This window comes from Amycolatopsis taiwanensis DSM 45107, from assembly GCF_000519205.1.
GTDB lineage: Bacteria > Actinomycetota > Actinomycetes > Mycobacteriales > Pseudonocardiaceae > Amycolatopsis_E > Amycolatopsis_E taiwanensis.
In genome coordinates, this window is record NZ_KI912598.1 from 348,914 (window position 1) to 362,294 (window position 13,381).

The 13,381-nt window shown below is 68.8% G+C and carries 10 protein-coding genes; 9 read left to right on the plus strand and 1 reads right to left on the minus strand.

Annotation, left to right across the window (positions count from 1 at the left end):
* Positions 1–326: 326 nt before the first annotated feature.
* Complete coding sequence (locus A3CU_RS0136470) at positions 327–1,526, plus strand: MFS transporter (protein WP_043843732.1); 1,200 nt, start codon at positions 327–329, stop codon at positions 1,524–1,526.
* A 34-nt stretch (positions 1,527–1,560) separates the two neighbouring features.
* A complete protein-coding gene (locus tag A3CU_RS48480; protein ID WP_052372772.1) occupies positions 1,561–3,564 on the plus strand; it encodes a bifunctional copper resistance protein CopD/cytochrome c oxidase assembly protein in 2,004 nt (667 codons plus the stop codon).
* A 50-nt stretch (positions 3,565–3,614) separates the two neighbouring features.
* Here A3CU_RS48480 and A3CU_RS48485 read toward each other — a convergent pair whose 3' ends face one another.
* Entirely contained in the window at positions 3,615–4,385 is a 771-nt protein-coding gene (locus tag A3CU_RS48485) for an AfsR/SARP family transcriptional regulator (RefSeq protein ID WP_052372774.1), read from the minus strand.
* 863 nt (positions 4,386–5,248) lie between these two features.
* Here A3CU_RS48485 and A3CU_RS0136485 point away from each other — a divergent pair.
* The 7 genes from A3CU_RS0136485 (at position 5,249) to A3CU_RS0136515 (ending at position 13,081) form a co-directional block, all read left to right on the plus strand.
* The gene (locus A3CU_RS0136485; RefSeq protein WP_027946392.1) at positions 5,249–5,449 is read left to right on the plus strand and encodes a hypothetical protein; all 201 of its coding nucleotides are present in this window, start codon (positions 5,249–5,251) and stop codon (positions 5,447–5,449) included.
* Between the two features lie 306 nt (positions 5,450–5,755).
* Entirely contained in the window at positions 5,756–5,950 is a 195-nt protein-coding gene (locus tag A3CU_RS0136490) for a hypothetical protein (protein WP_027946393.1), read from the plus strand.
* Between the two features lie 248 nt (positions 5,951–6,198).
* A complete protein-coding gene (locus A3CU_RS0136495) occupies positions 6,199–6,378 on the plus strand; it encodes a hypothetical protein (protein WP_027946394.1) in 180 nt (59 codons plus the stop codon).
* Positions 6,379–6,631: 253 nt separating this feature from the next.
* Entirely contained in the window at positions 6,632–8,044 is a 1,413-nt protein-coding gene (locus tag A3CU_RS48490) for a hypothetical protein (RefSeq protein ID WP_052372776.1), read from the plus strand.
* A 202-nt stretch (positions 8,045–8,246) separates the two neighbouring features.
* Complete coding sequence (locus tag A3CU_RS48495; protein WP_052372781.1) at positions 8,247–8,720, plus strand: single-stranded DNA-binding protein; 474 nt, start codon at positions 8,247–8,249, stop codon at positions 8,718–8,720.
* A 171-nt stretch (positions 8,721–8,891) separates the two neighbouring features.
* Positions 8,892–10,568: an energy-dependent translational throttle protein EttA gene (ettA, locus tag A3CU_RS0136510; protein WP_027946395.1), complete on the plus strand. Its 1,677-nt coding sequence runs from the start codon at positions 8,892–8,894 to the stop codon at positions 10,566–10,568.
* Positions 10,569–10,621: 53 nt separating this feature from the next.
* The gene (locus A3CU_RS0136515) at positions 10,622–13,081 is read left to right on the plus strand and encodes a hypothetical protein (RefSeq protein WP_027946396.1); all 2,460 of its coding nucleotides are present in this window, start codon (positions 10,622–10,624) and stop codon (positions 13,079–13,081) included.
* Positions 13,082–13,381: the final 300 nt, after the last annotated feature.

Sequence of the window (13,381 nt, forward strand, 5' to 3'; positions counted from 1 at the left end):
CCGACCGGGTGTGGGTTGTCCACAGATCAGCCAAACGGCTCGCCTGCACGGGAGGAGTCTGCTATTGGGCCGGGCCGGGCCGGTCGAGCCGCGGACGACGAACTCGATGTCCACAATGGCCGGTTCTGGTGTGCTCGCCTGCCGGCGAGCGAATGCAGCGCCGGTTCACCAGCCTCGTGCCCTGGCGAACCAGGTCGCATCAGGTCCTGCCACACCGTGCGGACGCTCCACCCACTGCGCGAGCGGAGTGCCGCCGACGAACTTTCTGAAGCGTTCGAGGCATTGTGTGGTACCGATTGTGGGGTACCGGCGGAAGGGGGCGGCACGTGCTCGACAATCGGGTCGCGGTGTTCGTGGTGTTCGGGCTCAACGGTGCGGCGTATGGATCATGGGCGCCCCGCGTGCCGGCGCTCAGCGATCGGTTACACGTCGGTCCTGGGCCGATCGGACTGGCGCTGCTGGCGATGACGGTCAGCATGCTCCTCACGGCCGCGGTCTCCGGCCGGCTCGTCGAACGGTTCGGTGCGCGCTCGGTGATCTTCGGCTCCGTCATGCTCGCCTGCGTGCTCCTGCCCGTGATCGGGTCGCTCACCTCGGTCGCCTGGTTCGTCGTCACGATGGTCGGTGTCGGGGCCGCCAGCGGCGCACTGGACGTGTCGATGAACGTCGCCGGGGTCGGGGTGGAGCGCCGGACCGGCCGTCCCATGATGCCGGTCTTTCACGCCGGTTTCAGCTTCGGCGGACTGGCCGCGTCCGCGGCCGCGGGTCTCGCCGCCGCGCACCATCTCTCGCTCGCGCGGCACCTGACCGCGGCGGCCGTGGTCATCGCGCTGGCCCTCCTGGTGGTGCTGCGCGGGCTGCCGGGTGCCGTGCCACGGGACAAGGAAGCCGCGAGCTCGCCGAGGGTCGCGCCCGGCCGGCGCCCGGTGCTGTGGCTGCTCGCCGCGGTCGCGCTGCTGTCGGCGGTCGCCGAAGGGGCCAGCTCGGACTGGTCGGCGCTGCTGCTGGTCCACGTGCACGGGGCCGGGCAGGGTGCGGCGGCGCTGGCGTTCTCCGGGTTCTCCCTGGCCATGGCGCTCACCCGGCTCGGCGGGGCGTGGGTGCAGCGCAGGGTCGGCCCCACCCGGACCCTGGTCGTAGGTGCGCTGTTGGCCGGAGCCGGCCTCGCCGTGGCGGCCGTCGTCCCGGTGACCGCACTCGCCTACGCCGGCTTCGCGCTCGCGGGCGCCGGGCTGGCCGCGTCCTTCCCCCTGGCACTGGGGCTCGCCGGGGAGGCCGGCAAGCGCGACGACGACAGCGGGGGAGAGCGGGAGATCGCCTTCGTCACCACCATCGCTTACACGGGGTTCGTCGGTGGCCCACCGTTGATCGGGGGCATCGCCCAGTTCACCTCGTTGACGATTTCGTTCGTTGTGGTCGCGATACTCGCCATGTCGATCGCCGCCGCCGCCGTAGGCGCGCGCCGCGCGCGTCACCGCGAGGTCACCGCCCAGACACTCCCTCCGCACGGGGGCCTACTCTCGTAACGTGGCCTCACAAGCTTCTAGCCAGCGCAAAACGATGAGCGTGTGGCCGCTGCTCGCGGTGAGTGTGCTCCTGGGCGCGGTCGTCGCGGTCGCGCTGCTCACGCTCTCGGGCGCCGCCACCTACGTCATCGTCGGGCTGCCCGATCCGGGAGCGATCACACGCTACGGCATCGGCGTGGTCCGCGTCGTCGCCGACGCCTCGTCGGTGGTGTGTATCGGATCGCTGCTGCTGGCGGCGTTTCTCGTGCCTCCGCAGGGGTCGGGGACCCTGGCCCGGGACGGATACGCGGCCGTGCGCACCGCGGGGATCGCCGCCTGGGTGTGGTTCGTCGCGGCGCTCGCCTCGGTGCTGTTCACCGCCGCGGACGGCGCGGGCAAGCCGGTGACCGAAATGTTCTCCGGCCAGACCCTGCTCACGCTGGTCGACGCCATCGAACAGCCGAAGGCATGGCTGTTCACCGCGGCCCTCGCGCTGCTGGTCGCCGTGGGCTGCCGGCTGGTGCTGTCCTGGGGCTGGACGGCGGTGCTGTTCTTCGTCGCGGTCGCGGGACTGGTTCCGGTGGCCGTGACCGGTCACTCGGCCAGCGGCGGCGCCCACGACCTGGCGACCAACAGCCTGCTCTACCATCTGGTCGCGGCCGCGCTGTGGGTCGGAGGCCTGCTGGCCCTGCTCGCGCACGGCTGGCGCCGCGGTGACCACTTCGCCCTCGCCGCCACCAGGTTCTCCAAGCTCGCGCTGGCGTGCTGGCTCGTGATGGCCGCCTCGGGTGTGATCAACGCGCTGGTCCGGATTTCCCCCGGCGACCTGCTGACCACCGACTACGGCCTGCTCGTGCTGGCCAAGATCGTGGCCCTGCTGATGCTCGGCGTGTTCGGTCATCAGCAGCGCAGCCGCGGTGTCCGGGCCTTGACCGACGGGCCGGGTGGTGGACAACTGCTCCGGCTGGGCGCGGTCGAGGTGCTGATCATGTTCGTGACCATCGGCATCGCAACGGCTCTGAGCCGCACTCCACCGCCACCGCAGAGCCTCATCCAGCCCAGCAACACCGAGTTGCTCATCGGCTACGACCTGGCCGGCCCGCCAACCGTGCTGCGCCTGCTCTTCGACTGGCGGTTCGACCTGGTTTACGGCACCGCGGCGATCGTGCTGGCCGCGCTGTACCTGGCGGGCGTGCTCCGGCTACGCCGTCGCGGGGACCGCTGGCCGGCCGGACGGACGTTCGCCTGGCTGGCCGGGTGCCTCGTGGTGTTGCTGGCCACCTCGTCGGGAATCGGCCGGTATTCCCCCGCGATGTTCAGCGTGCACATGGGCGGGCACATGTTGCTGTCCATGGTCGCCCCGGTCCTGCTCGTGCTCGGCGGGCCGGTGACCCTCGCCCTGCGCGCGCTCCCCGTGGCCGGCAAGGATGCGCCGCCGGGACCGCGGGAATGGCTGCTCGCGTTCGTGCATTCCCCGCTGTCGAAGGCGCTCACCCACCCGATCGTGGCGCTGGCGCTGTTCGTCGGATCCTTCTACGTCCTGTACTTCTCGGGACTGTTCGACGCCGCGCTCAACTATCACTGGGCGCACCTGCTGATGAACGCCCACTTCCTGCTGGCCGGTTACGTGTTCTATTGGCCGGTGATCGGCATCGACCCGTCGCCGCGGCGGCTGCCGCACCTGGGCCGGCTCGGGCTGATGTTCGCGGCCATGCCGTTCCACGCGTTCTTCGGCGTGATCCTGATGTCGAAGCAGACGGTCATCGGGCAGGCGTTCTTCCAGGCTCTGCGCCTGCCCTGGATCACCGATCTGCTCGCCGACCAGCGGCTGGGCGGTGGCATCGCCTGGGCATCCGGCGAGCTTCCGGTGCTGCTCGTGTTGATCGCCCTGCTCGTGCAGTGGGCGCGGGCCGACGATCGCGAGGCGCGCCGTAACGACCGCCGTGCGGAAGCCAGCGGAGACGCCGAGCTCGCCGCCTACAACGCCATGCTCCGCCAGCTCGCGGAAGGGCGGCCGGTCGCGGAAGGCAGCGGCGGTTCACCCGGCGCCGAGCGCTGAGCGCGGTTTTCCGGTTCACCCGGACCGGGTGAACCGGAACCGCGCTTCAGTCAGCTGACGATTCCCGACAGATGTGGGTGGATCAGCTCCTGCAACGCCGGTGACGGCTCCACACCGAGTTCTTCCAGCAGCTGCGACCGGTAGTGCCGGAAGTGCCGGATCGCCTCGGCGGTGTTACCTTCACTCAGGTACGCACGCACCACCACCGCGTGCGCGCTGTCACGGAAGGGCTCAAGGGTGGTGGCGGTGAGCGCGGCACGCAGGGCGTCGCTGGGCCGCTGATGGTTGAGTAACTGCTCGGCGAGTGCTTCCAGTGCCCGCACATGCTGCAGCCGCACTCGTTCTCGTTCCATCAGCACCCAGTCGTCGTACCAGCCGGGCAGCAACTCGCCGGGCGAGGCGAGCACGTCCAGCACGGTGTGCGCGTCGATCGGCGGTTTCGGGCCGGCACCTTCGAGGAAGTACTGGGCGATGTCGGCCATCTGCTGGATGTCCACCGTGACATCCGGGTGGAGCGCCACGTCGTGCCGAGTCGGCGAGAGTGCTTCCGGGGCTCGCGAACGCACGCGCCACAGCGTGGTCCGCAGGCTGGCGAGCGCGTGTTCCTGAGACTGCTCCGGCCACAGCATGCTCGCCACGTAGCCACGCGGATGGCGCCGATGCAGCGCGAGGAACGCAAGCAGACGCTGCCCGCTCGGGGCCAGCCGTATCAGGGAGCCACCCCGTCGCAACGAAAATCCCCCAAGAAGGGTGAGCTGGAACCCGTCGCCCGCCCCGTCGGATCTCGGCCATCCGGTCCGCTGACTCGGAATCCGTGTCATTGTCTTCCTTCCATGACGTATGGTGACAGGCCGCCGTGTCCACTTCGCAAAGGATCGAGCGGAGTCCACTGAGGACACCGGCGCCGCACGGTCGCCGGGTGGCCCTGCGTGGATCGCCCCGACCGCCACCACCCTTTGCGGTCAAGGCAAGAACAACTGGCGCATACTGCCCTCGCACCACCGGTCTGGCACTGTTCCGTGACGGGGTTGACGGTCGAGGTCCAGGACGCTGCTCGCCGTCGAAATTCCTTGCTACATCGAGGGAAGCTCCCGGCGAAGTAATACCCGGTATCACGCTACCTCCCCGGTCGGCACGCATCAAACGTTCGAGACGGCCCGGTCGCCGCCCTGCGGCGACTTCATCCTTTCGGCTAGAACCCGATTCTCCAACGGGCTTCCCGCGTATGGTGACGTTCATTGACTTGCACACTCCTGAAGCCACGCCTCGACGAGGTGGCGGACCTCGTCAATGGACGACACGAGACTGCTGTTCCGTGGTCTGTGCGAGATGTCAGCGGTTCTGCTGACCCGCGCACGAAAGCCACCGGGCCCCGGGTGTTCACGCCAGAACCTGATGACCAGGACGCCGTTCGACCTCGCGTCCGGGCCCCCCGCTCCACCCCCGCCGACATCGTTCACCTGGTGTGTGTTCGGTTCGATCGGCGACATCGGTACACCTCTCGACGGACGCGAATACTCGCGCTGTGCGGAACCGCTGGCTGCGGGATTCACTAGATTGAGCCAGCGTAGGTTCCCATCGTCTCCATAATTCCCGGTTGTGACGTTTTGGTGACGGCGCCGCACCTTACTTTTGTCGTGCGGTCGGTTGCCGCGCACCGGGAAAGAAAACGAAAGGAGACGAAATGCCTGTGTCGGTGCTCGAGTTTTCCGGGCAGGACGCCGACCTGTTGCCCGCTCGCGAGGCCCTGCAGGTCGGCCCGATGGACGGGTTGGCCGGCCTCTTCGGCGGTGCCCTGGGCGTCGGGCAGGCGTTGAACCACTTCCCCGCATACCACGGCAGCTTCCTCCACGGCGGCCCGCGTCCGTTGCCGGTCATCAGGTAGCGATGCCACGGCTGTTGTTCGGATCACTGGCGGTGCGGTGCCCCTGTCGAGATGGTGAGGTGACAGGTGGAGCGCCTGCCGAATGCGCATGGGGTTAACGTCGTTCATGGCCGAGGAGAACCGACAATGATCGATGCTTCGTTGCCGTCGCGGATGCCGGTTCATTCGGCCATGTCCATCAGGACATTGTGGTGAGCACGCACTGACAAGCTGATCGACAAACAGATCGCGAGTCCCCGGTGGATCCGTTACAGGTGACGAAGCCGGCGGCTCAATGACCTCGAAACGAAACCAAGGAGAATTTTTGTGAAGGAATACCGCCCGTCGCTGGCCCAGCTCAATCGCGAAGAGGCCGAATTGCTGCCTGTCCGGGAGACGCTTGTGGGCGATGTCACCATCAACATCAACACTGTAATAGACCTCAACCTCGCTCTTGCTATCGCCGGCATTACCGACAAGGTGACGAGCGCGATCGCCAGCCAGATGGTCGGAGTCCACTAGGGACACACGGAGAGTAGACCAATTCGCCCTGCCTGGGTTCATTCTACCCGGGCAGGGCGAGCCGCGTCAGTCGCGTTTGTTCTCCGTTTTCGAATACGCGCCGTGAGGTGGCGGGTTTCCAAAAACACGAAAGTGAACAGACTTCGGGAAGCTGATGACGACTTGGTGACGTAACATGTGCCTTACTGTTTCCGCGTATGGCGAACAGTTCTGGCTCGGGAGCGATGATCCGCTGAAAGGACCAAGGAATGACCGACCCTCCGAGGCTGCCTCTGCGGGCCGCTGAGCTGCTGTCGGCCGATGAGGCCCGGCCGGGTTCCACCACGGAGTGGAAGTACATCCCGGACATCGCCGAATCGAGTTCGGAGTTCGGTGGGGCCGACGCCGGCGCGCAACAGATCGCCGTGGTGATCACCAGCGTCAACTGATCCGGCGGGCGGGTAGGTCGTCGGTTCCTACCCGAGCGAGAAACCGGCTCCTACCCGCCCACTTCGACGATGCCTGACCGTCGTCACCGCTACGACGAAACTCGGTTGACGCAACCCATCGACAGATCACCGGCGCCATCCACGGTGGAAACCGTGGCCCCCTTGCGAAGCCGTGATCGCACCGGCACCAAACCAGCCCGCAACCGGCGGATCGACGCGCAGGCCGTCCTCGGCCGCGTGAGGAGGAACCTCGATGACTCGACAGATCCCGCACAACGCGCCCACCTCGCCCCCGGCGGCCGCGGACCCGGGCCCGCTCGCGGCGGTGGACCCAGACCTTCGCCCCGTCCGGGCCGAGGGGCTCTCCCTGCTCGGCGAGTACGAGGGCGGCGGTTACGACGAGCCCCGTTACCTCGTCTCCCGGGGAGACGGGCAGATGGTGCTGGTGTCCCGGATGCTGAACGCGGTCCTGGCCGGGGTGGGCGACGGCCGGACGCTGGCTCAGATCGCCGAGAACGCCGGCCAGACCTACGGTGCGGTGTTGTCCCCGGAGGCGGTCCACTATCTCATCGAGCACAAGCTCAAGCCGCTCGGCCTGGCCGGATTCGGCGAGGAGGAGCAAGAAGAACGCCCCCGGGCCAACCCGTTGCTCGGGCTGTCCCTGCGTGGGGTCCTGTTGCCCGCCAAGGTGGTCCGCCGCCTCGCCGCGGTCTTCTACCCGCTGTTCGTGGCTCCGGTGATCGTCACGGTGCTGCTGGCACTGGGCGTCCTGGACGTCTGGCTGCTGGCGACCGGACATGCCAACGCCTCCATCCACGCGTCGATCGGTTCGCCCCTGCTGATGCTGGCGGTGTTCGGGGTGATGCTGGCGAACACGCTGTTCCACGAGTGCGGTCACGCCGCCGGCTGCCATTACGGGGGCGGCCAGCCGGGCGCGATCGGGGTCGGTGTCCTGATCATGGTCCCGGCCTTCTACACCAACGTCAACGACGCCTACCGGCTCGACCGGCGTGGGCGGCTGCGCACGGACCTCGGCGGTATCTACTTCAACGCGGTGTTCGCGGTGGTCATCGGCGCGATCTACCTGCTCACCGGGTTCGCCCCGCTCCCGGCCATCATCGTGCTGATCCACCTGCAGATACTCCAGCAGTTGATCCCGCTGGTCCGCCTGGACGGCTACTACATCCTCGGCGACCTGGTCGGCGTGCCCAACCTGTTCGAGCAGATCCCGCACATCCTGCGGCGGGCCATCCTGCGGCGGGAGCCGGCCCGGCCGATCGCCACCCTCCGGCCGCGGACCAGGAGGATCATCACGGCGTGGGTCGCCCTGGTGGTGCCCGCCCTGATCGCCGCACTGGTCAACCTGATCCTGTTCCTGCCGAGCTACCTGCACACGGCCTCGATCAACATCGCGCACTACTGGCAGGTCTGCGGCATCGGCATCGCCGAGGGTGACGTGGGGATCGCCGCGGTGGCGGTGATCTCGATCGTGGTTCTCCTGGTGCCGTGGGTGGGGCTCACTTCCCTGGTGCTGCGGACCATCGCCAAGGTCACCCTGCTGGTGGCCAGGCGCCGGCGCAAGGCCGCTGCCGAGTCGAAGCGACGGGGCGGGGCGTGCGGTACGGAGGGGGGCGTCGCCGCATACCAGCGTCAGGTCACCCGATGACGGTGCTGGCTCAGGCCCCTTGCGCTGGCGGCCGGTAGCACGCCATACCGACAGTTTTCGCGCCATGCCGTTTTCCGGTCGCGACTTGTGCACACTGCCCTGGTTATCCACAGCGTCGCCGCGACACCGTTCCCCACTCCCCGCAGCCCGGGCAGGCTGGTCCCTACGGATCGAAGCCAGGAAAACCGGAAAGGGGAAGGCGATGACGGTAGGGGAGACCCCGGTGACCGTGGTGGGCACGGTGGTCAGTGAGGTGGCGTTGAAAAGGGTTGGCGAGAACGAGCACGAACTCGCCACCTTCTTGCTGCGCGCCAGTGAGCGCAAGTACGACAAGGAGAAGTCCGGGTGGTATGACCACCGGGTCTTTTCCATCCGGGTCAAGTGCTGGCGCAAGCTGGCGGCGACCGTGCACGACGTGCTGCGCCGGGGCGATCCGGTGATCGTCGCGGGCCGGCTGTTCGTCAGTGACTTCGAGACCTCCGACGGCCAGGCCCGGAGCGTGCCCGAGATCGAGGCATGGGCTGTCGGTCCCAATCTCATGCTGTGCAAAGCGACCGTCGAGCGGGAGCGGGCCGAACCCGGTCGGAGTCCGGCCACGGAGACGACCTGGCATCCTCCGGTCCCCGCGGGGGCCAAGCCGCACGCCCAGGCGGGTGAGCGGGTACAGGCAGCTTGACGCCGGCGTCACCCACTGTTCGTTCGGCTGGGTGCTGCCCGGCGCTGACCAGCGGAGCTGCGAACGAGGGAGGGATCGTTTCCCGGACGGCGGTCGGGGTGGTGACGGAAATCGCCACCGAGGGCCTGACCGCCGTTCGGGCGGACTAGGGGCGGCTCTACGATCGACGCCATGGCCGAGTTCATCTACACCATGAAAAAGGTGCGAAAGACCGTCGGGGACAAGGTCATCCTCGACGATGTCAGCACCGCGTTCTACCCCGGCGCCAAGATCGGCGTCGTGGGCCCGAACGGGGCCGGCAAGTCCACCGTGCTCAAGATCATGGCCGGGCTCGACCAGCCGAGCAACGGGGAGGCTTTCCTCCAGCCCGGGGCCTCGGTGGGCATCCTGCAACAGGAGCCGCCGCTCAACGAGGACAAGACGGTGCGCGGCAACGTCGAGGAGGGCCTCGGCGACATCAAGGTGAAGCTCGACCGCTTCAACGAGATCGCTGAGCAGATGGCCACCGACTACAGCGATGAGCTGATGGACGAGATGGGCCGTCTCCAGGAGGAACTCGATCACGCCGACGCCTGGGAGCTGGACTCGCAGCTGGAGCAGGCGATGGACGCGCTGCGCTGCCCGCCGCCCGACGAGCCGGTCACGCATCTGTCCGGTGGCGAGCGGCGCCGCGTGGCGTTGTGCAAGCTCCTGCTGTCCAAGCCCGACCTGCTGCTGCTGGACGAGCCCACCAACCACCTTGACGCCGAGAGTGTGTTGTGGCTGGAGCAGTTCCTGGCGAGCTACCCGGGCGCGGTCCTCGCGGTGACTCACGACCGGTACTTCCTCGACAACGTCGCCCAGTGGATCATGGAGCTGGACCGTGGGCGGGTTGTCGGATACGAGGGCAACTACTCGACCTACCTGGAGAAGAAGCAGGAACGGTTGGAGGTGCAGGGCAAGAAGGACGCGAAGCTCGCTAAGCGGCTGAAGACCGAACTCGAGTGGGTGCGGGCGGGTGCCAAGGCCCGTCAGACGAAGTCCCGTGCCCGGCTCGACCGCTACGAGGAGATGGCGGCGGAGGCCGAGAAGACCCGCAAGCTCGACTTCGAGGAGATCCAGATCCCGCCGGGGCCCCGGTTGGGCAACGTGGTGGTCGAGGTCGAGCATCTGCGCAAGGGGTTCGACGACCGGTTGCTGATCGACGACCTGTCGTTCACCCTGCCGCGCAACGGCATCGTCGGCGTGATCGGTCCCAACGGCGTCGGCAAGACGACCCTTTTCAAGACGATCGTCGGCCTGGAGACGCCCGATTCCGGCGAGGTCAAGGTCGGCGACACGGTCAAGCTGTCCTATGTGGACCAGAACCGGGCGGGTATCGATCCGGACCGCACGGTGTGGGAGGTCGTGTCGGACAAACTCGACTACATCCACGTCGGGCAGACGGAGATGCCGTCGAGGGCCTACGTCAGTGCGTTCGGCTTCAAGGGGCCGGACCAGCAGAAGCCGGCCGGGGTGCTCTCCGGTGGCGAGCGGAACCGGCTCAACCTGGCCCTGACCCTGAAACAGGGCGGAAACCTGATCCTGCTGGACGAGCCGACCAACGACCTGGACGTGGAGACTCTGGGCTCGCTGGAGAACGCACTGGAGCAGTTCCCGGGCTGCGCGGTGGTCATCTCGCACGACCGGTGGTTCCTGGACCGGGTGGCCACCCACATCCTCGCCTGGGAGGGCACCGACGAGAACCCGGCGAAGTGGTTCTGGTTCGAGGGCAACTTCGAAGGCTACGAGAAGAACAAGATCGAACGTTTGGGAGCGGAGGCGGCCCGGCCACACCGGGTGACTCACCGGAAGTTGACCCGCGACTAACCTCGCCCGACCGCAGTGGGAGTCGACCGAGCCGACCTGAACCGGAGTCCGGAGTGGTAGCCACCAAGCACACCCGACCGCAGCCACTCGCGCGCCGTGCCGGCCGGTGGTCCGCGGGCGAACCGCATGCCCTTGATCGGATGCTTGCCGAGGCCGCGGCTGTCGACCTGCGTGCGCCGGAGCTCGCCTTGGTCCTCGGCGAGCGTGCGTCTGCGCTGGCCGAGGACGCCGGGGCGGCCGAGCTGTGGGTGCGGGCGGAGAGCCTGGTGGTGACGGCCCGGGTCCGCACCGGGCTCCGTGCCATGACCGTGGCCCGCGCGGTGGCCGCGCTGCGGGCCGCGGAGGACCTTGGCGACGATGTGCTCGCCGCGGGGCTGCGGACGGACCTGGCCATATGCGCACGCAGCGTGGGGGTTCCCCTGACCGGCCTTGCCGCGCTGCGGCAGGCGCTGGACGTGCCGGGCTGTTCCGGCGCAGCCAGGGCCGCGGTGCTCTGCCATCTGGTCGGCTGCCTGTTCCAGTTCGGCCGGAAGCCGGACCTGGACCGGATGCTGACCGAAGCGGACCGCTTGTGCAGTGCGGACGACGGACTCGATGACGACGGCAAGTTGCTAGCCCGTGCGCTGGTGCGCGTCGCGGTGTCGGCACATCGACGTCGGCATGGCGACGTGATGGGTGCCGCCGACGCGGCTCGCACCGGGCTGGGTTTCCTGGAACAACTTGAAGATCCGCAGGCGGACGGGGGCGTGGCTCGGGTACGGCTGGTGCTCCAGCTGGTGTGCTCGCTGCTCGACCGTGGCGACACCCGCAACGCGCTGGAGATCGCACAACCGGTGCTGGACGAGGCGGTACGCGCGGCCTCGGTCGCGCCCGCGGGCTGGCTCCGGCTGGCCGTCGCCACCCGCATCCTGCTCCCCTCGGGCGCGGCGGAGGCCGCTGCCGCGGTGCTCCGGGAAGGCGTCCGGAGCACGGAACGTCACGAACTGCACGCGATCACCGCCCAACTCTGGTCGGAGCTCGCGCACGTCGAGGAGCGCCTCGGCCGGTCGGCCGAGGCGATCGAATGCCTGCATCAGGCGCGGGCCGAGGAGCACCTTCACGCCCGTGCCCGTAGGCAGGCGGTGAGCCTGCTGTCCGGGGAGTTCGGTAACGGCGATCATGCCGCGGTCGACCTGGATGACGTGCTCGGTTGCGCTCCGTCCGCGGCCGGCGCTGCCCGCCCCGCGCCGCCCGAAGCGGTGGCCGAGCAGCGAGAGCCTGAGCAGTCGGCTCCCTCCAGAACGGTCGAGTCGCCGGCCGCGGCAGCGCCGCCGGCCGTCCGCCAGCGCGTCGCCACGGAACCGGCGAAGGGAGAACGAGCGGTCGAAAAGCCGGCGGTCGCGCAGCGCGAGACCGCACAGGTGGCGACCAGGTGGCCCGCCGAGGAGCGCGCGGCCGAGCCTTCTGCGGAGCGGCGGCCGTCTGCGCACCAGCGCCCGGTGGAGCGGACGGTGGGCGAAGCCGAGCCGTCGACGCCATCGGTGGCGAGGTTCAAGGTGGCTCCGGTGGTCGCGCTGCGGCCGGAGGCCGACCACGAGCAGCGCAAGACCGTGGCCCCACTCAAACCGGTGAAGCGCCCAGCCGTTGAACCGCCGGTGCCTGCGCCGGCCGACCAACCGCGCGTGCCTCTCGGCTTCGAGGCTCTGATCCGACCACAAGCCGAGACTCCGGGGGATGCCGCCGAAACCCCTGCGCCGAGGCGGGCCCGCGAGGAGTCCGCAGCGAAACCGACCACGCGCCACGACTCCGAGCACGGCTCGGTGGCGGCCCGGTCGGTGCTGGACAGGTTGGGCATCAGTGCGGGCGGAGGCGGTCGTCGCCGCGCCGAGCCGGATGACCCCCCGTCGTCGACATCCGATGCCCCCACGAAATCCGCCGAAGCACCAGCGGAGGAGCCCCGCGCGAGCGCGGATTCCGCTTCGCCCGAGGCATCCGCAACTGGCAACTCCGCCCCGGCGGAGGAACGCCGGGAGCTGGCTGTCGAGCCGCCCGCGCCTGAGCAGCAAGCCCCGGCCGCTGCCGTGCCGGAGCCGGCACCAGCGGAAGCGGAAGCGGAGACGAAGGTCAGCATGCCGGTGGTGAACCCGAACTGGCTGCCGCGGTTGAAGCTGCCCCCGTCCCTCGCCCCGTTCGACGAGCTGCCGGCGGACGACAAGGCAGCGGACGACAAGCCGCCTTCGACATCGGAAACTCCCTTCACCAATGCGCCGGTCATCGAGCACGCCGGGCTCGGCGACCCGTTCCCCGCCGACCGTTCCGGCGCCCCGCCGCTCGATGACGACCTGCCGCCCGACGCGGGGCTCGCCGATCTGCTCGCCCGGGCATTGGCCGAGCATCAGGCCGGTACGGCCAGCGCGGCCGCTTTGGTCAAACGGTTCGGCGGCCAGAGCGACAGTGAGGCCCGTACAGTCAACGGGCATAGCCACCACAACGGGGAAACGCCACCCAACGGCCGCCATCGAAACGGCGCCTGACCCGGCTGGGAGCCACCGGCTCCGCCGGCTGTGCGCCGGAACGGACACGCCGTAGCGAGCCGCGGGGCGGATCAACATGGCGCCTCCAGCCTCAACCCTCGGCAATCGCGAAACCACCGAGCGCTGTCCCTGTCCCGTGTCTTGCGGGCTCCGCCTTCACGCCCCCGACCGGCCCTCAGACCCCGCTATCGGCGCGGCGGGATGTCCTCGTCGCGGACCTGACTCGATTCCTTGTGCAACGCCCCATCGACACGATCAAGGAGTCTCGGGGGCTTGCCCCAGTCCGGGCGTGGGGCGGAG